Source organism: Streptosporangium sp. CA-135522 (assembly GCF_050949235.1).
Taxonomy (GTDB): domain Bacteria; phylum Actinomycetota; class Actinomycetes; order Streptosporangiales; family Streptosporangiaceae; genus Streptosporangium.
The window spans coordinates 5,928,671-5,946,344 of record NZ_CP192026.1 but is presented as its reverse complement, the minus strand read 5'-3'; the positions used below and the strand labels follow the sequence as shown (position 1 = coordinate 5,946,344).

Here is a 17,674-nt window from a genome sequence, read left to right as displayed (position 1 = left end):
TTGCGGCCGGCCGCCCGGTTGTCCCCTGCGGCGGCCGGCCGCCCGGTTGTCCCGGCCGTCGGGCGTCACTCCTCGCGCAGCGCCAGATCCAGTAGCCCCGGAAAGCGCCGGTCGAACTCCGGCCGGCGCAATCGGTTGACGCGCTTGGCTCCGGCGTCGCGCTGCTCGATGAGCCCGGTCGAGCGCAGCACCGCGAAGTGATGGCTGAGCGCCGCCTTGCCCACGGGCACGTCGAAGGTGCCGCAGGATCGTGACCAGTCCTCGGAGGCGGCCAGCTCGCGGACGAGCTGGAGGCGGACCGGATCGGCGAGTGCGGCGAACGCCTCCAGGACGGGCACGTCGTCGGGATGGACGTGCTCGGGCGTGGACCGGTGGCTCAAGGCGCTCTCCTTGCCAAGTGTTCGATCGAAACCGTACACTTTGAAGTGTTCGACTTTCATTGAACAGTCTAGGCGGAGGTAGCCGGATATGCGTGCGATCGTGGTCAAGGAACTCGGCGGACCTGAGGTGCTGCGCCTCACGGAGGTCGTGACACCGGAGCCCGCGGCGGGTGAGGTGACCATCGACGTCGCCTATGCGGGCGTCAATTTCGCCGACATCAAAGCCCGCGGCGTCGGCTATCGGGTGACCGCCCTCCCCTTCGTCCCCGGTTTGGAGGTGTCCGGCCGCGTTCGCGCCGTCGGCGAGGGGGTGAGCGGGCTACGGCCCGGCCAGGAGGTCATCGCGTTCGTCAGCGGTGGCGGCTACGCCGAGACCGTCGCCGTCCCCGCCGCCACCACCTTCCCGCTGCCGGAAGGGATCTCGCTGCGGACCGGCGCGACCCTGCCCACCGTCCTGCCGACTGCCCACGCCCTTCTCCACGAGGTGGGACGGCTGCGCGAAGGCGAGAGCGTACTGATCCAGGGTGCGGCGGGCGGGGTCGGCACGGTCGCCGGTCAGCTGGCCCGGCTCGGCGGCGCGGGCGCGGTGTACGGGGTGGTCTCCAGCGGGGAGAAGGCGGAGCAGGCGCTGAAGTACGGCTATGACGAGGTGTTCGTCGGAGACGATTTCCCCGAGGACGTGCGCCGCGCCACCGGCGGTCGTGGCGTGGACCTCGCCCTCGACCCGGTGGGCGGCGAGACCCTCCTGCGAACCCTGGGCTCCCTCGCCTTCTTCGGTCGCCTCGTCTCCTTCGGCAATGCCGGCGGCGGCACCCCCTGGCAGGTGGGACAGGCCCAGCTCTACCCCGGGGCGCGCTCGGTGAGCGGTTTCTCCATCCTCGACCTCTCCGAGGCCGACCCGCGGAGCCTGGCCGACATCGCCGGACGTGCTTTCCACACCGTCGCGACCGGTGCCGTCGAGCTGCCCGTGACGGCCGAGTTCGCCCTGCACGAGGCCGCCGAGGCGCACCGTCTCGTCGAGACCCGGGCGACCACCGGCAAGCTGCTGGTGAAGGTCGCCTGAAGGCCGCGCGGTCGTGAACGGAAGGGCTGGTGCCCAAGCTCCGGCGGTGACGGCGATGCCCAGCTCCCGGCAGGTGTCCAGGATGCCGTCCTCGATGCCGCGGCTGAACAGGGAGTACTCGATCTGGAGATCGGTGATCGGGCGGACGGTGCGGGCCCGGCGGATGGTCTCGGAGCCGACCCCCGACAGGCCGACCCCCGACAGGCCGACCCCACGCACATGGCCGGCCTGCACCATCTCGGCGATGGCGCCGATGGTGTCCTCGATCGGCACATCGGGGTCGAGGCGGGCCGGCCGGTAGATGTCGATGTGGTCGGTGCCGAGCCGCTGCAGGGAGTAGGCCAGGGAGTTCTTCACGGCCGCCGGGCGCCCGTCCAGACCGGTGAAGTCTCCGCCGGGATCCCGCATCACGCCGAACTTCACGCTGAGAGCCGGGCGGGTCAGCCTTCGCGAACCCGGCGGAGGACGGCGGCCAGGGTGCGCATGCGGGTGGTGGCCAGTTCCACGACGACACGGGTGGCGGGGGAGAGTTCCGCGGCGGGGCGATGGGCGATGGCGAACCGTTCGTACATGGCCGGGCGCAGGGGGACCCAGCCGAGGTTGGCGGGCAGCCGGTCGGCCAGATGGTGCAGGACGCCGCGCCAGCAGACCGTGTCGGCCAGGCCGCGGGCGGCGATGTCCAGGGCCAGTTCGACGTTGTCGACCTCCACTTTGGGGTGCAGGACGTGCCCGGCCGCCTCGACGGTGCGCGCCAGCTGTTGCCTCGTCGAGTCCTCCTCGCGCCAGCTGGCGTCCGGCAGTACGAGCGGGGCCGCGGCCAGGGTCTGCGAGGTGACCGGTTCGCGCAGGCGGGCCGGATCGGCGCTGACGTAGACGAGCTCATCGCGCATCACCATGCTGACCGCCATGTCGTCGTCGGCCAGCGGCCGGGCGATGAGCGCGGCCTCCAGCTGACCGCGGCGCAGTTGCTCGATATTGACCGCGGAGTTCTGCCCGATCATCTCGATACGGACGCCGGGGTGGCGTTCGAGCACGTCGGCCACCAGATCGGCGCCCAGGTAGTAGTGGGCGATGTTGAACACGCCGAAGCGGACGGTACCGGTCAGCACCTGGCGGACCGAGCTGACCGCCCTGACGCCCTCGTCGACGGAGGCGAGGGCCGCGGCCGCATGCGGGCGCAGAGCCGTGGCGGCCTCGGTGGGCACCATGCCTCTGCCCGCGCGGCGGAACAGCGGCGCTCCCACATGCTGCTCCAGCAGGCGGACCTGTTCGGATATGGACGGCTGGGCGTAGCCGAGAGCGGTGGCGGCGCCGGTGAAGGAGCCATGCTCGAAAGTGGCGAGGAAGCATCGCAGCTGGTGGAGCGAGATCAAGGAATTTCCTGTTCTTCATCAAGGAAAGCCAGGCTATCTCGATAGATCGCCGACCCCTACGGTCGTTGACATGACGACGACCACCACCACCGCGAGGTACTCGGCCGGTGCCGCGTTATGTCTGATCTCGGCGACCGGGTTCGGCCTGGCGCCGATCTTCGCCAGGGAGACCTACGCGGCCGGAGTGGGCGTGTCGACGATGTTGACCGTACGGTTCGGCCTGGCCGCGGCGGTCTTCTGCATAATGGTGGCCTGGCGGCGGCCGGCCGTACCGACACGTAGGACGCTGGTGGTCTGCGCGCTGCTCGGCGCTGTCGGATACGCCTGCCAGGCGGCGTTCTACTTCGGCGCCCTCACTGTGATCAGCGCACCACTCGTCGCGTTGCTGCTCTACACCTATCCCGCGCTGGTCACCGGCATCGCCGTCGTCCTGCGCAGGCAGTCGCTCGACCGGCGCAGGGTGGCCGCACTCGGCTGTTCCGCCGTGGGGCTGCTGCTCCTGCTGGGAACGGGCGGCTCGGCGGACACCGGAGGCGTGCTGCTCGGGCTGGGCGCGGCCGTGGCCTACGCGATCTATCTCACGGTGGCCGAAGGGCTGCCGGACGATCTCGATCTCTACCTGCTGTCGGCCGTCGTCTGCACCGGCGCGGCCGGCAGCCTCGCGGCCGCCGCCTCGGTAACCGGCTCGCTGCATCCGCCTTTCGTGGCGGCCGGTTGGCTGTGGATGGCGCTGCTGGCGCTGATCTCCACGGTGATTCCCATCGTGACCATGTTCGCCGGTGTACGGGCTGTGGGGGCCTCGACGGCCGCCATCCTCTCCTGCGCCGAACCCGCCGTCACCGTCGCGTCGACCGCGCTGGTGTACGGCGAGCAACCGGCCGCCGGTCAGGTCGTCGGCGGGGCGATCGTCCTGGCCACCATCTTCGTTCTCAGATCAAGGAGCATCACATGAACGTTCTCATCTCGGGCGGCAGCATCGCGGGTCTGACGCTGGCCCACTGGCTCAGCAGGTACGGCCTGCGTCCCACGCTGGTGGAGCGAGCCCCCGCGCCCAGGCCCGGTGGCCAGGCGGTGGACCTGCGCGGCGCGGCCAAGGAGGTCGTCGAGCGGATGGGCATCATGGATCACATTCGGAAGGCGAGCATCCACGAGCGGGGCCTGGCCTATGTGGCCGCGGACGGCCGGTGGAAGGCGAGCATGCCTGCCGAACTGTTCGGCGGAGAGGGGGCGGTGGCCGAGATCGAGATCCTTCGCGGCGACCTGACCGACATCCTGTACGAGTCGGCCTGGCAGGGCGTGGACTACCTCTTCGACGACTCGATCACCTCGCTCACCGAGGTCGACAATGGCGTCATGGCGACCTTCGAGCGCGCCCCCGCCAGGGTGTTCGACGTGGTGGTGGGCGCCGATGGCGTGCACTCCAACGTGCGGAAGCTGGTGTTCGGTCCCGAATCCTCGTTCGTGAAACACTTGGGCGCCTACAGCGCCTACTTCACCATCCCGGCCGATGGGCTGGAGCTGGACCACTGGTTCCTGCTGCACAGCGCGCCGGGCGGGCGGCTGGCCGCGATCAGGCCCGAGGGCAGGCACACCGCCAAGGCCATGTTCGCCTTCGCGGCCGGCGAGCTGGACTACGACCGGCGCGACGTCGCCCAGCAACAGCAGATCCTGCGCGACAGGTTCGCCGACGTGGGCTGGGAGACCGCGCGCCTGCTCAAGGCGATGCCGGACGCCGAGGACTTCTTCTTCGACACCATCTGCCAGGTCCACATGGACCACTGGTCGAAGGGACGCGTGGTTCTACTCGGCGACGCCGGCTACTGCGGCTCCCCGCTGTCGGGAAACGGCACCGCGATGGCGATGGTGGGGGCGTACGTGCTGGCGGGAGAGCTGGCGAGCGCCGACCACCCCACCGCCTTCGCCGCCTACGAAGACCAGCTGCGGCCCTACGTCGCCGAGGCCCAGAAGCTCGCCCCCGGCGGCGTCAAAGCGTTCGTCCCGCAGTCGCGATCGGCCATCTGGCTTGGCACGCAGCTGACCAGGCTCATGACATCGCGGCCCTTCCGTCCCCTGATGGCCAAGGCCATGACCAGAGCCGGTGGCATCACGCTCAAGGACTACCTGCCCGTCGCCCCCGATCACGCCTGTGACGAAGGGGTCCGTGGGTGATTTCCGGGAGAGCCGGAGCGCGATCACCCCATCGAGGACCGATGCCTCCGCTCGGGGCCGGGCACTCGCTGCGCGGCGGCGTAGGCCGGTGCGCGGACCCGCTGGAGCCGGCCGGTGGGGCGAAATCCCGGGATCGGACGTCGGATCGGATCGAACCGCATCGGCTCGTCGTGACACGGGTTACCCGCCTTCCTGTCTGTCCGTCCGCCCCGGGGGAGGCTCCCGAAGCGGCGTGGCGGTTCGGGAGCGGCCCCGGTCGTCAGGCGGTCACTTCAGCCAGCCGACCTTGTTGTAGTCGTCGCTGGACAGCCCGCTGGCGCCCCAGTTGGCCAGGCCCTTGCGCACGGCGAGGATCTGCGGCCGCTGGTACAGCGCGATCGAGTGGCCGAGTGACCACACGAGCCTGTCGGCCTGGTTGTACAGCTTGATGGCCTCGGCACGGTCGGTGGTGACCTGGGCCTTCTTGAGCAGGTCCACCAGTTCGGGGGAGCTGACGCGGCCGTAGTTCTGGAAGACGTTGTCCCCGTCGGGGGCCTGGTACTGCGAGTAGGCCTGGGACAGGAAGATCTGGTCCACGTTGCGGAAGGAGACCAGGTCGAAGTTGCTGCGGTTGACGTACTTCTCGAAGTAGTCGTTGCCCGGCACCTTGTCGATGGTGAGCTGGATGCCCACCTGGCCGAGCATCTGCTGCAGCAGCGTGCCCTGGTCCACCTGCTGCTGGGTGGCGTCGGCGGAGAGCACGAAGGAGAGCTTGAGCGGCTGCCCGTCCTTGGTGCGCGGGTTGCCCTCGGCCCAGCCGGCGTCGGTGAGCAGCTTCTTCGCGCCCTCGACGTCGAGCCTGCCGTACTCGCCCGCGGTGTCCTCGTAGCCCTCCTGGTTGGGCATGAACAGGTGGTTGTCCACCGGCTTGGGCGTGACGGGCAGGTCCTTGAGTGAGATCGTGGCGATGGCCTGGCGATCGATCGCCTTCTCCACGGCGTTGCGCACCCTGACGTCGGCGAGCGGGCCGCGCCCGCCATTGAGCACGACGATGACCTCGTCCCAGCGCGCGCCGACGCGGATGTCGGTGTCGGGATCGTCCTTCAGCCTCGTGTAGGCCTCGGTGCGGATTGCGCTGGTGTAGTCGATCTCCTTGTTGAGGTAGGCGTCCAGCGCCGCGGCCGGGTCCAGCGCGCGAAAGACGATGCTGTCCAGTTTGGGCGGCGTGCCCCACCAGTTCGGGTCGCGCACCACGGTGATCGTCTGGGCGGTCTTGTCGTAGGAGCCGATCTTCCAGGAGGAGCCGGTGATCGGCACGTTCTCGCGCCAGCCCTTGTTGAACTTCTCCGGGGTGTCGTAGGCGGCGGCGGGGAAGAGCGGGTCGAACAGGACCTGCCAGTCGGCGAACGGCGCGGCGAAGGTGACCTTGACCTCGGTGGCGTCGGCGCCCTGCGTGACGTCGGAGATCAGCTCGTAGCCCGCGGAGCTGGCGATCAGGTAGTCCTTGTCCTTGCCGTTGAGCGCCTTCCACTGCGCCTGGAAGTCCTTGGCCGACAGAGCCTTGCCGTCCGACCATCTGGCCTTGGGGTTGAGCCTGTAGGTGACGACCTGCGGCGAGGTGGAGGTCACCTCGGCCGAGACCAGGAAGTCGGGGTTGGCGTGCGCCACCCCCTTGGCGTCATAGCCGAACAGGTCGGGCTCGACCACCGACGTGATGGCCTGGGCGTCGCCCTGGGTGCCGTCGACCTGGCCGCTGTTGTACTGCGTGATCCACTGCTGGATCGCCATCTTGAGCGATCCGCCGTCCTTCAGCTTGTCGAGAGGCTGCTCGTTGACGTCGACGGCGTCCACCGCCACGGGGGCCGTCGAGGCCGACGGCGCGTCGGACTCGCTCGGGCTCTGCCCACCCCCGCAGGCAGAGATCGCCAGTGCCGCCGCCGTGACTAAGGCCGACAGTCGCACTACTGTTTTCACGAATTCGCCTCCGTTGATTTCGCATATTTCCTATAGGAATTGTAGGTTACGCCTGGTTTGGCCTTCAACTCAGGAGGATCTACGTGCTGGCGTTCCTCGGCAAGAGGGCCGGGTACTACGTTGTGCTGCTGCTGGTGGCGGTCTTCATCTCGTACGCGCTCGCGTCGGCGAGCATGAACCCCCGCGCCTACTTCGAAGGGCGCAGGCCGCAGCCCTCGGCGGAAGCCGTCGACGCGCACCTGACATCCCTCGGCGTCAACGACAAGACCCCGTTCATCGAGCGGTTCGGCACCTGGGCGGGACACGCCGTCACCGGTGACCTCGGGCAGACCATCGACGACACCTCGGTCAACGACGAGTTCGGCCGCCGCCTCGGGGTGAGCCTGCGGCTGCTGCTCGTCGGCACCGTCGTCGGCACGGTCGTGGGCGTGCTCGCGGGCGCGTGGGGGGCGATCAGGCAGTACAGGTTCTCCGACCGCGCCATCACGGTGATCTCCTTCGTGCTGCTCTCGACGCCGGTCTTCCTGCTGGCCGTACTGCTCAAAGTCGGCACCACCTGGTTGAACGAGAACGTCGCGCACGTCATCGACTTCACCGGCGAGAAGACCCCCGGCCTCCAGGGAGGCCTCTTCGCCCAGCTCGGCGACAGGGCCGCGCACCTGCTGTTGCCCACGCTGTCCATCGCGCTCGGCACGATCGCCGTCTACAGCCGCTACCAGCGCGCGACCATGCTCGACGTGCTGGGCTCGGAGTATCTGCGCACCGCCCTGGCCAAGGGCGTCCACCCGCGCAGGGCCATGCTCAAGCACGGCCTGCGCACCGCGCTGATCCCGATGACGACGTTCTTCGCCTTCGGGTTCCTCGGCATCTTCACCGGCGCCGCCTTCACCGAGCGGATCTTCGGCTGGCACGGCATGGGCGACTGGTTCATGAACTCCGTCGGCAAGAACGATCTCAACTCCGTCGTCGCCGTCAACCTCTTCGCCGCGATCGTGATCCTGCTGTCCGGCTTCGTGGCCGACCTTCTGCACGCCGCCCTCGACCCCCGGGTACGTCACTGATGACCACACTGCGTCGCTTCGTCAAGGCCAAGGGCGTACTGATCGGCGCCGCCGTCATCGCGCTGCTGTTCGTCCTGGCCTTCCTCGGCCCGGTGATCAGCCCGGCCGGATACGAGGCCATCGACTACACGGCGATCCGGCAGCCCCCCTCGGCCGCGCACTGGTGGGGCACCAACCGGATCGGCCAGGACGTCTTCGCCCAGACCACCTACGGCCTGCGCAAGTCACTCGTCATCGGCCTGGTCGTCGCGCTGTTCTCCACCGTGCTGGCCTCCGTGGTCGGCGCGCTGGCCGGCTACCTCGGCGGCTGGACCGACCGCGCCCTGCGCTTCGGCATGGACCTGCTGCTGATCTTCCCCGGTTTCCTGATCATCTCGCTGGTCTCGCCGCGTCTGAAGGGCTCCGGCTGGCTGGTCTTCGCGCTGCTGCTCGGCATCCTCGGCTGGATGATCAGCGCGCGGATCGTCAGGTCGATGACGATCTCCCTGAAGGAGCGCGAGTTCGTCCGCGCCGCCGAGTTCATGGGCGTCGGCAGGGCCCGGGTGATCGGCAGGCACATCCTGCCCAACGTCGCCTCCTTCCTGATCATCGACACCACCATCGCCGTGGGCGGCGCGGTGATGAGCGAGACCGCGCTGTCGTACTTCGGCTTCGGCGTGCAGCCGCCCGACGTCTCGCTCGGCACTCTCATCGCCGAGGGCACCGAGGCCGCGATCGGCTACCCGTGGATGTTCTTCTTCGCCGCGGGGCTGCTGATCGTCTTCGTGCTGTCCGTCAGCCTCGTCGGTGACGGCCTGCGCGACGCGCTCGACCCGACCTCCGAGGCCGCCAGGCCGGTCAAGGGCACGATGACCGCCGTCAAGGGGCTCGCGCCCGTCCCCGAGGACGTGGTGCTCGCCGTACACGAGCTGAACGTCTCCTTCGCCGGGCAGGCCGTGGTGCGGGGGGTGAACTGGGAGCTACGCCGCGGTGAGGTGCTCGGCGTGGTCGGCGAGTCGGGTTCGGGCAAGTCGGTGACCGTGCTGGCCGCGATGGGCCTGCTGCCCGCGACCGCCACCGTCGAGGGCTCGGTACGGCTCGGCGGCGTCGAGGTCGTCGGCGCCGACACCGGGACGCTGGTACGGCTGCGCGGCGCCAAGGTCGCCATGATCTTCCAGGACCCGCTGTCGGCGTTCACACCCGTCTACCGGATCGGCGACCAGATCGCCGAAGCCGTCCTCGCGCACCGGGACGTCTCCCGCAAGGAGGCCTTCGCCCGCGCCGTCGAGCTGCTGCGGCTGGTCGGCATCCCCGAGGCGGAGCGGCGCGCGCAGGCCTACCCGCACGAGTTCTCCGGCGGAATGCGGCAGCGTGCCATGATCGCCATGGCCGTCGCCAACGACCCCGAGGTGATACTCGCCGACGAGCCGACCACCGCGCTGGACGTCACCGTTCAGGCGCAGGTGCTCGACCTGCTGCGAACCGCCCGGCGCGAGACGGGGGCGGCGATGGTCCTGGTCAGCCACGACCTCGGCGTGATCGCCGGGCTGGCGGACAGGGTGGCCGTCATGCACGCGGGCCGGGTCGTCGAACAGGGCACGGCCGAGGAGGTCTTCGGCAGGCCGCGCGAGCCGTACACCAGGAGCCTGCTGGCGGCGGTGCCGCGCCTGGACGTGGCGCCCGAGCCGCGCGTCGTGGCCGACGAACCCGCGGTGCTGGAGGTCGGCGGGCTCGGCAAGACCTTCCCGCTGTACCAGGGCAAGGTGTTCAAGCGGCGCGTCGGCACCGTCTACGCGGTGGACGGCGTGGATCTGACGATCAGGCCGGGGGAGACGCTCGGCCTGGTGGGGGAGTCGGGCTCGGGCAAGAGCACGACGCTGTTCGAGATCATGGGTCTGCGCAGGCCCGAGACGGGGACGATCAGGCTGTTCGGCAGGGAGCCGTCCGCCGGAGCGCGGCGCGACGTCCAGATCGTCTTCCAGGACCCGATGTCCAGTCTGGACCCGCGGATGACCGTCGGCGAGATCGTCGCCGAGCCGCTGCGCACGCTGGGCCTGCCCCGAGACGGGATCGGCGAGTTGCTGGAGCAGGTGGGGCTCAAGGCCGAGCACGCCTCCAGGTTCCCGCACGAGTTCTCCGGCGGCCAGCGCCAGCGCATCGGCATCGCCAGAGCGCTGTCGGTGCGGCCCGGACTGGTGGTCCTCGACGAGCCCGTCTCCGCGCTCGACGTCACCGTGCAGGCCGGCATCCTCGACCTGCTGGTCAGACTGCGCGACGAGCTCGGCCTGGCCTACCTGTTCGTCTCGCACGACCTGGCCGTGGTCCGGCAGATCGCCGACAGGGTGAGCGTGATGTATCTCGGCAGGACCGTGGAGACCGGCGACACCGACACCGTGCTGAACCGGCCCTTCCACCCCTACACCCGTGCCCTCATCGACGCGGTGCCCGTCCCCGACCCCGCGCGTGAGCGGGCCCGTAAACGGTTGCTGCTCGCCGGTGACCCGCCCAGCCCCTTCGAGCGGCACACGGGTTGCCCGTTCAGGAGCCGTTGCCCGATCTACGGGATCAAGCGGGACCGGCGATGTGAGAGTGAGAGGCCCGTGCCCGTCCCCGCGGCCGCCGGGCACGTCGTGGCCTGCCACTTTCCCCAGGACGCGCAGGCCGGGCCGATCCCCGGCTGACCGGTGCGCCGTGAGCCTCCGTTAGCCTGTGGGGACGATGAACCGTTTCACGACGTCAAGAGGTGGGTTCGACCTCGCACGCTTTCCCGACGACCCCCGCGACATGCTTCGCGCCTGGGACGCCGCCGACGAATACCTGCTTCGGCACCTGGACGGAATCGACGGCAGGCCGGCGGACCTGTCGGGCACCGTGGTCGTGGTGGGCGACCGCTGGGGCGCCCTGGTCACCGCCCTCGCCGACCACCGTCCCGTGCAGATCACCGATTCCTTCCTCACCCAGGAGGCGACCCGGGCCAACCTGGGGCGCAACGGGGTCGACGCGGACACGGTGCGGCTGCTGTCGAGCAGGGACACGCCACCGGACCGGATCGACGTGCTGCTGATCCGGGTGCCCAAGAGCCTCGCGCTCCTGGAGGACCAGTTGCACCGCCTCGCATCCCGCGTTCACGAGGGCACCGTCGTCATCGGCGCGGGGATGGTCACCGAGATCCACACCTCGACGCTGAGGTTGTTCGAGCAGGTCCTCGGGCCGACCTGGACGTCGCTGGCGGCCAAGAAGGCGCGGCTCATCTTCTGCTCGCCGAACCCCCGGCTCGCCCGCGCCACCAGCCCGTGGCCGCGGGACTACGCATTGCCCACCGACGTCGGCCCGGTTTCGGGCCTGACCGTCACCAACCACGCGGGTGTCTTCTGCGCCGACCGCCTCGACATCGGCACCAGGTTCTTCCTGCAGAACCTGCCCCGGCGCCGCGGTCCCGAGCGCATCGTGGACCTGGGCTGCGGCAACGGGGTGATCGGAACGGCCGCGGCGCTGGCCAACCCCGAAGCCGAGGTGGTGTTCATCGACGAGTCCTACCAGGCGGTGGCCTCGGCGGAGGCCACGTTCCGCACGAACGTCGCCGCGGATGTCACGGCGCGATTCGTGGTGGGGGACGGCCTGTCGGACGTACCGGCCGGGACGGTGGACCTGGTGCTGAACAACCCGCCCTTCCACACCCATCAGGCGACGACCGACGCGACGGCCTGGCGCATGTTCACCGGGTCGCGCGCCGCGCTGTGCCGTGGGGGCGAACTCTGGGTGATCGGCAACCGGCACCTGGGATACCACCTGAAGCTGCGGCGGCTCTTCGGTAACTGCGAGGTCGTCGCGAGCAACCCGAAGTTCGTCATCCTGCGGGCCGTCAAAAGCTGACAGGCCGGCCCGTCTCGCCGGGGACGGGCCGGCGTCGCGGAAAGCGGGCGGCCGGGGACGCGGCGCGGGCGGGCATCTCCCACTCGGTGATCGGCGCGTGCCGTTCACCGTGCCGCTCCCCGTATCGCCGCGTGATCGCGGCCCGGACCGGACTGGCGGTGTGACCGTGAACGATCTCCCCGAGCTCGACCCTGCCGGGCGTCCGGCGCATCCCCGTCTGGTCGCCGGAGCGCTGGCCGAGGTGTCGGCGGTCGGCGCCTACTTCGAGGTCTCGACCGACCCGAGCGGGCCCGCCGACCCGAGTGAGCCCGCCGACCCGAGTGAGCCCGCCGACCCGAGTGAGCCCGCCGACCCGAGCGGGCCCTCCGACCCGGCCGGGCTCGCCGGGGCGACCGGGCCGAGTGAGCCGGCCGACCCGAGTGAGCCGGCAGCGGCGCCCCGACACGGCTGGCGGCCGCTCACCGCCCTGTTCGACGGCGGCGATGTGCTGCCGGCCATGGTCGCCGATGTCGAGCGACGCCTGGAGACCACCGAGACCAGGGTCGCCGCCTCCATCCTGTTCCAGGGCCTGGCCGCGCGGCTGTGGTCGCCGGTCGTCGGCGCGGTCGTCGCCCGCGACCTGCTGGTCGACCTGGCCCCGGCCCGCGTGAGCTGGCGATCCGCGACGACCGGGCCGCTGCAGCTGTGGGCCCCGCACCCGACGGGATGGGAGATCACGGACACGAGCCGGGTCGCGGAACCCCTGTACCGCACCGTGGTGAGCGAGCTACTGGAGCCGCTGGCCCGGGCCGTACGGGAGATCACGAAGATCGCTCCGGCACTGCTGTGGGGCAACGCCGCCTCCGCCCTGGCCGGGACGCTCGGCGCGATCGTCCGGGCACGGCCCGAGCTGGCGGCCCGCGCGATCCCGCTGGGACATCGGCTGCTGTCCCACGGAGTGCTGCGAAACAGCGGGGACCTGGCCGAGCCCGTCGCCGGACATCCCTTCTTCGTCCGGCACAGCTGCTGCCTCTACTACCGGCTGCCCGGCGGTGGAAAGTGCGGCGACTGCGTCCTGCTGGACCCCGCGGCCCGCCGCGAGCAGTGGGCGCGCGCCGTACGCCGGAGCGGATGAGGCCGCCGCGCCGGGCGTGCCCAGGGGGCGGGGCCCGGCGCGGCGGCCCGATTCGGTGACTCGGTCCGGTGACTCGGTCCGGCGGTCTATGTCCGCGAGGTGAGCCTGCCGTCCGCCAGGGGACGGGCGGCGTAGGCGATCCTGATGATTCCGTCGGGGTCGCGCGCCGCCTGGGCGTGCACTCCGAACACGCGGCGCAGCACCTCCGGCGTCAGGGCTTCGAGCACCGGCCCGGCCGCGGCCACCCGCCCGCCGTGGAGGACGACGAGCGAGTCGCAGACGCGTGCGGCGAGGTCGAGCTCGTGCATGACGGCGAGCGTGGTGGTGCCGAGGTCCCGAATGAGGTCGAGCAACTCGAACCTGGCCCGGATGTCGAGGTGGTTGGTGGGTTCGTCGAGGATGAGCAGGCGCGGCTCCTGGGCGAGGGCGCGGGCGAGATGGACGCGCTGGCGCTCGCCACCGGACAGCGACCCGAAGCGGCGTCCGGACAGAGCGGAGACCCCGGCGCGCTCCATCGCCTCCCGTACCGCCGTCCGGTCGCCGGGGCCGTCGCGGTCGAACAGCCCGTGATGCGGGGTCCGGCCGAGCTCGACCACCTCGGTGACGGTCATGGTCGCCGGCGTGGTGTCGTCCTGGAGCACGGCCGCGATCCGGCGGGCCGCCGTGCGTGACGTCCAGGCCCACACGTCGTGCCCGCCGAGGCGGACGCCTCCCGAAGCCGGGCGCAGCGAGCGGTAGACCGTGCGCAGGAGGGTGGACTTGCCGCTGCCGTTGGGGCCGACCAGCCCGACGACCTCACCCGCTTCCGCGGTGAGGGAGACGGCGTGCAGGATGGGGGTCCCGCCGAGATCGACGCTGACTTCGTCGACGTGCAGTCTCATGTCTCCTCCCGGCGCAGCAGCCAGATGAAGAACGGGGCGCCGAAGACCGCGGTGAAGATGCCCAGGGGCAGCTCGGCCGGACGGTTCACGGTCCGCGACAGCAGGTCGACCAGCACCATGTAGATCGCCCCCACGAGCGTCACCACCGGCAGCAGCCGGCGGTGGTCGGTGCCGAAGGCCAGCCGTACCAGGTGGGGGATCATCAGCCCGACGAACCCGATGCCGCCCGCGACCGCCACGACGGTGCCGGTGAGCAGGGAGGAGACGATCAGCAGCCCGATGCGCGCACGCCGGACGTCCAGTCCGAGGGCGGTCGCCGACTCCTCCCCGGTGACCAGGGCGTTGAGCCGGCGACCGTACAGCACCAGGCCGAGGGTGCAGACGGTCACGGCGCCCGCGACCGCGGGCAGCTGATGCCACTGGGCGCCGGCCACGCTGCCGAGCATCCAGAACATCACCTTTCTCAGCTCGGCGGGGTCGGCCTGCAGCTGCAGATAGCTGGTGACGGCGAGCAGCACGTAGCCCACCGCCACCCCGGAGAGCACCAGCCGGGTGGGGGTGAGGCGGCCCCGGCGCTGGCCCAGGGCGAACACGATCAGCGCGGCGGCCATCGCGCCGGCGAACGCGGCCGAGGAGACGCCGAGGCCGCCCGCGACGGCTGAGCCCATCGTCATGACGAGCACCGCGCCGACCGAGGCGCCGGAGGAGATCCCGAGGACGTACGGGTCGGCGAGCGGGTTGGTCACCAGGGCCTGCAGGACGGCTCCCGCGACGGACAGACCCGCCCCCGCGAGCGCCGCCAGCAGCACCCGGGGGATGCGGTAGTCCAATATGATCTTGGCGTTGACCGGGTCGCCCGCCTGGCCGGTCACCACGTGCCAGGTCTCGGCGAGGGGCACGTCGACCGATCCGACGCCGACGGCGACCAGCATGCCGGCGAGCAGCGCGGCGGTGAGGAAAGCCAGGCAGACGGGAAGGGGAAGGCGGCGCAGCATCAGAACCTCTCCGGGTGGAGCATCCTGGCGATCTTCTCCACGGCCACGGCGTTGTCGGGGCCGAGATAGGCGGAGTCGGACAGCACGACGTACCGCTTGTCCTTGGCCGCCCGCCACTGCGGGAACTGGGTGAAGAGCTTCGTGGCTTCGGCGTCGGGGTCGGGGTTGCGCCAGTTGATGATCACTACCGCGTCGACGTCGGTCTTGGCCACCCGCTCCTTGCTGAGGTTGGCGAAGATCTCATCGGTGACGCCGCCGAACGCGTTGACGCCACCGGCCTTTTCGAAGATGTCGTTCCAGATCCCGTTGGCGCCGATCGAGCTGAACTCGGCGGCGCCCATCTCCATGCCCGGGATGATGTACATCACCTTCGGCCGGGATCCGCCCCGAACTCTGGCCTCGATCTCCGCGATCCGCCGCTTCGACCGCTCGACCAGCTTTTCCGCGCGGCCGCCGACCCCGTAGAGCGCGCCGAAGTCGCGGAGCATGTCGTAGCTGTCCTCGATCGTCTGGGTGCCTCTGACGGTGCCGGGGCCGCCGCAGGTCGAGTCGGGCAGCCAGGTGTTGGCGCCGACCTCGAGGAGTTCCTGCCGGGTCGCGTAGCCGTTGCGGGCGTCGAAGTCGTAGCCCGTCGTACCGATGACGAAGTCCGGGCGCAGCGAGAGCATGCCCTCGCGGGAGATGTCCCAGCCGCCTTCCTGGATCTTCACTTTCGGGAGCCTGTCGATCGCCTCGGCCCGGCCGGGCACGTCCGAGGCGCCGTAGGACTGGGCGTTGCCGATGATCTGCTTCTCCACGCCGAGGGCGACCAACGAGGAGACCTGGCCCACCGCGCCCCCGCTCATGAGGACCGTACGGCTGGGCGCCCGGTCGAAGGTGTACGTCCGGTCGCAGTTGGTGATCGTGACGGGATGGCCGGGGGCGATGGGCGGGGCGGTCGAGGCTGATCGGGGTGATGGCCCGCCGCACCCGGTCGCCGACAGGCAGAGTGCGGCGAGCACGGTCAGGGCATGCGTGAAACGCATGGGTAGATGGTCCTTTCAGGACACGCCAAACAGGCGCCTTCTGCGAAAGAGGAATTCAGCGGCAGAAAGCGGCTGCGGGCGGACCCCGCCGATGGACCACGGACCGGAGCAGAACGGACCGGAGTCGAAGGACCTCGGGAAAGGCGGGAACAAGCCGGTGCGCGACCGCGGGCTCCGGTGTCAGCCACACGAAGACCAGACGGATGACGCGGGCGCCGGCCAGCCGTAACAGCGCCCACATGGTCGCTTCGCCCCTGGCCAGCCAGATGGCGGTCAGCATGACGGCGGCACCGTGCAGGATCGTCATGCCGAAACCGGGCGTCGCGCAGTGGAGATGCCGGATGAAGGTGTCCCCGGAAGGCGTGGCGTCCGCGAGCGCGAAGATCATGTGCATCCCGGCCTGCACGCCTGCCAGCAGCGGAAGGATCACGCACAGGCCGCGTTCGCGTCTGGTCAACGGCAGCGCGGCGAGCAGCGACAACCCCTGTGCCCACGCGGCCGTCCGCACGGCGACCGTACCCCCGGCGAACACATGGGCGAGCACACCCAGCCCGACGCACACCGTGGCGAAGGCGGTGGCGCGCGCAAGGCGTAGGAGGGGTGCCGCCAGCATGATCAAGACATTACCGCACGGGAATCGGCCGCCTTCCCGGACGGCGGTGGCACGCGTCCACGGTCACCGGGATCCGCCAGGGCTCCTCGGGGCCTTTCAGGGCGGCAGGCCACGCACGGCTGTCGAATCGGCGGAACACCGTTCCCTCGCCCACACCGGCGGTCGCTCGGTGAGTCAGTGGTAGCAATTGAGCGTGGCGGACCGGTGCGCGTGGCCCACAGAGACGACGCCCATATGGCGGTGGTCATCCATGATAATCACCTTCACCACGATCACCGGAACGACCGGAGGCCACCATTGCCCCCGATTCATGACTTCGTGACCTGGCAGCCGCTGCTGAGCTCCCGATCGTGGCCATCGCCAACGAACTTCTCGCACTCTGGGACCGCCCTCCGATTACCCGGACCATCCTCGAGGGCCACCTCGGCCCGGTTGAGTAGTCAGGGGTGGAGGCCGGCGGATTCGCCGGCTCGGAGGAGGTCTCAGATAGGACCGCGTCCTGTTTGGTGATCAATCGTTGAGTTGATCATGGATGGGTTCATGGGCGACCCTGCCATGGGTGCGCTGCCCTGCGAGGCAGGCGACGACCGGCGTGGGACTTTCAGTCGTCGGCCGGATTGAGCCGGACGATCGCGGTGTTGAGGGCGGTGGCGAACAGCGTCCACGCCCCGTAGGGGAGCAGGATGGCGCCGGCGACCCGGTCGGTCTGCCAGGCCCGCCTGATCAGGGCCGCGTTCGAGGCGTTGAGTACGGAGATCTCCGCGAGAGCCAGCTTGGGCGATCGGGCGCGGAAGAACACCACGTTCCACATCGCGTTCAGGACGAGGTTCGCCGCGAACGCGGTGGCGAACGCCTGTCGCTCCTCACCCCCGCGGCGGTCCAGGGTCCGGGCGGCGCCCAGGGCGATCAGCCCGTACAGGGGCGTCCAGACCAGCCCGAACGCCTTGGGCGGCGGCTGCCACGAGGGCTTGCGCAGCCGCCGGTACCAGGTGGAGCCGGGCCGGGTCGCCGCGCCGCCGGCGACGGCCGTCACGGTCACGGCGAGGAGGGTCTTCATCAGGGTCGTCGTTGTCATGCGGGGCCCATACCCGAGACCCGGGACATATGTACGGCCTCGCCGGGACGCGGAATTCAGCCGTCGTGGATCATCCGAAACATTCACCCGCCTTGAACTGACCGAAACGTCTTGCTGTCA

15 protein-coding genes and 2 pseudogenes are annotated in these 17,674 nt (G+C 70.2%); 8 read left to right on the top strand and 9 right to left on the bottom strand.

Features of this window, described 5'->3' with window-relative positions:
- Positions 1–65 precede the first annotated feature (65 nt).
- Positions 66–380 (bottom strand): ArsR/SmtB family transcription factor, encoded by a 315-nt coding sequence (locus tag ACQPYK_RS28245; protein ID WP_433237102.1) that lies wholly within the window; start codon positions 378–380, stop codon positions 66–68.
- An 88-nt stretch (positions 381–468) separates the two neighbouring features.
- Between ACQPYK_RS28245 and ACQPYK_RS28240 the strand changes: the two genes are divergently transcribed.
- Positions 469–1,443, top strand: a complete 975-nt coding sequence (locus tag ACQPYK_RS28240) for a quinone oxidoreductase family protein (protein WP_433237098.1) — start codon at positions 469–471, stop codon at positions 1,441–1,443.
- Between the two features lie 54 nt (positions 1,444–1,497).
- Here the strand turns inward: ACQPYK_RS28240 and ACQPYK_RS28235 are convergent.
- Positions 1,498–1,851 (bottom strand): annotated as a pseudogene (locus ACQPYK_RS28235) (aldo/keto reductase); the annotation flags it as partial.
- 32 nt (positions 1,852–1,883) lie between these two features.
- Entirely contained in the window at positions 1,884–2,816 is a 933-nt protein-coding gene (locus ACQPYK_RS28230) for a LysR family transcriptional regulator (protein ID WP_433237095.1), read from the bottom strand.
- 70 nt (positions 2,817–2,886) lie between these two features.
- Between ACQPYK_RS28230 and ACQPYK_RS28225 the strand changes: the two genes are divergently transcribed.
- Complete coding sequence (locus ACQPYK_RS28225) at positions 2,887–3,768, top strand: DMT family transporter (RefSeq protein ID WP_433237092.1); 882 nt, start codon at positions 2,887–2,889, stop codon at positions 3,766–3,768.
- Positions 3,765–4,985 carry an FAD-dependent monooxygenase gene (locus ACQPYK_RS28220; RefSeq protein WP_433237089.1) on the top strand — a complete coding sequence of 407 codons (1,221 nt, stop codon included), beginning with the start codon at positions 3,765–3,767 and terminating at the stop codon, positions 4,983–4,985. Before ACQPYK_RS28225 ends, ACQPYK_RS28220 begins: the two co-directional genes overlap by 4 nt.
- 267 nt (positions 4,986–5,252) lie before the next feature.
- Here the strand turns inward: ACQPYK_RS28220 and ACQPYK_RS28215 are convergent, their stop codons facing one another.
- Entirely contained in the window at positions 5,253–6,938 is a 1,686-nt protein-coding gene (locus tag ACQPYK_RS28215; RefSeq protein WP_433237086.1) for an ABC transporter family substrate-binding protein, read from the bottom strand.
- Between the two features lie 83 nt (positions 6,939–7,021).
- Here ACQPYK_RS28215 and ACQPYK_RS28210 point away from each other — a divergent pair, with 83 nt between their 5' ends.
- The 5 genes and pseudogenes from ACQPYK_RS28210 to ACQPYK_RS28190 all read left to right on the top strand — a co-directional run bounded on the left by ACQPYK_RS28210 (position 7,022) and on the right by ACQPYK_RS28190 (position 12,965).
- Entirely contained in the window at positions 7,022–7,999 is a 978-nt protein-coding gene (locus ACQPYK_RS28210) for an ABC transporter permease (RefSeq protein ID WP_433237083.1), read from the top strand.
- Positions 7,999–8,802: pseudogene (locus ACQPYK_RS28205) on the top strand (ABC transporter permease); the annotation flags it as partial. The gene ACQPYK_RS28210 and the pseudogene ACQPYK_RS28205, both read left to right, overlap by 1 nt.
- A 45-nt stretch (positions 8,803–8,847) precedes the next feature.
- Complete coding sequence (locus tag ACQPYK_RS28200; protein WP_433258926.1) at positions 8,848–10,659, top strand: ABC transporter ATP-binding protein; 1,812 nt, start codon at positions 8,848–8,850, stop codon at positions 10,657–10,659.
- 37 nt (positions 10,660–10,696) lie between these two features.
- Complete coding sequence (locus tag ACQPYK_RS28195; protein WP_433237080.1) at positions 10,697–11,851, top strand: methyltransferase; 1,155 nt, start codon at positions 10,697–10,699, stop codon at positions 11,849–11,851.
- Positions 11,852–12,017: 166 nt separating this feature from the next.
- Positions 12,018–12,965 (top strand): (2Fe-2S)-binding protein, encoded by a 948-nt coding sequence (locus ACQPYK_RS28190; protein ID WP_433237077.1) that lies wholly within the window; start codon positions 12,018–12,020, stop codon positions 12,963–12,965.
- Positions 12,966–13,051: 86 nt separating this feature from the next.
- Here ACQPYK_RS28190 and ACQPYK_RS28185 read toward each other — a convergent pair whose 3' ends face one another.
- From ACQPYK_RS28185 to ACQPYK_RS28165, 5 genes are all read right to left on the bottom strand, one after another.
- Positions 13,052–13,846, bottom strand: a complete 795-nt coding sequence (locus tag ACQPYK_RS28185) for an ABC transporter ATP-binding protein (protein WP_433237075.1) — start codon at positions 13,844–13,846, stop codon at positions 13,052–13,054.
- Positions 13,843–14,841: a FecCD family ABC transporter permease gene (locus ACQPYK_RS28180; protein ID WP_433237072.1), complete on the bottom strand. Its 999-nt coding sequence runs from the start codon at positions 14,839–14,841 to the stop codon at positions 13,843–13,845. Before ACQPYK_RS28180 ends, ACQPYK_RS28185 begins: the two co-directional genes overlap by 4 nt.
- Positions 14,841–15,866, bottom strand: a complete 1,026-nt coding sequence (locus ACQPYK_RS28175; protein WP_433237069.1) for an ABC transporter substrate-binding protein — start codon at positions 15,864–15,866, stop codon at positions 14,841–14,843. The genes ACQPYK_RS28180 and ACQPYK_RS28175 overlap by 1 nt, the downstream gene beginning before the upstream one ends.
- 55 nt (positions 15,867–15,921) lie before the next feature.
- Positions 15,922–16,479: an MFS transporter gene (locus ACQPYK_RS28170; RefSeq protein ID WP_433237066.1), complete on the bottom strand. Its 558-nt coding sequence runs from the start codon at positions 16,477–16,479 to the stop codon at positions 15,922–15,924.
- Positions 16,480–17,080: 601 nt separating this feature from the next.
- Positions 17,081–17,554, bottom strand: coding sequence for a TspO/MBR family protein (locus ACQPYK_RS28165; protein ID WP_433237063.1), 474 nt, complete (start codon positions 17,552–17,554; stop codon positions 17,081–17,083).
- Between the last annotated feature and the right edge of the window lie 120 nt (positions 17,555–17,674).

Excerpts from the sequence above, each read along its gene's own strand:
- ACQPYK_RS28180 (WP_433237072.1), bottom strand. The coding sequence starts at position 14,841 with ATGCTGCGCCGCCTTCCCCTTCCCGTCTGCCTGGCTTTCCTCACCGCC.
- ACQPYK_RS28220 (WP_433237089.1), top strand. The coding sequence starts at position 3,765 with ATGAACGTTCTCATCTCGGGCGGCAGCATCGCGGGTCTGACGCTGGCC.
- ACQPYK_RS28200 (WP_433258926.1), top strand. The coding sequence starts at position 8,848 with ATGACCGCCGTCAAGGGGCTCGCGCCCGTCCCCGAGGACGTGGTGCTC.
- ACQPYK_RS28225 (WP_433237092.1), top strand. The coding sequence starts at position 2,887 with ATGACGACGACCACCACCACCGCGAGGTACTCGGCCGGTGCCGCGTTA.
- ACQPYK_RS28240 (WP_433237098.1), top strand. The coding sequence starts at position 469 with ATGCGTGCGATCGTGGTCAAGGAACTCGGCGGACCTGAGGTGCTGCGC.
- ACQPYK_RS28175 (WP_433237069.1), bottom strand. The coding sequence starts at position 15,866 with ATGCGTTTCACGCATGCCCTGACCGTGCTCGCCGCACTCTGCCTGTCG.
- ACQPYK_RS28185 (WP_433237075.1), bottom strand. The coding sequence starts at position 13,846 with ATGAGACTGCACGTCGACGAAGTCAGCGTCGATCTCGGCGGGACCCCC.
- ACQPYK_RS28195 (WP_433237080.1), top strand. The coding sequence starts at position 10,697 with ATGAACCGTTTCACGACGTCAAGAGGTGGGTTCGACCTCGCACGCTTT.
- ACQPYK_RS28165 (WP_433237063.1), bottom strand. The coding sequence starts at position 17,554 with ATGACAACGACGACCCTGATGAAGACCCTCCTCGCCGTGACCGTGACG.
- ACQPYK_RS28170 (WP_433237066.1), bottom strand. The coding sequence starts at position 16,479 with ATGCTGGCGGCACCCCTCCTACGCCTTGCGCGCGCCACCGCCTTCGCC.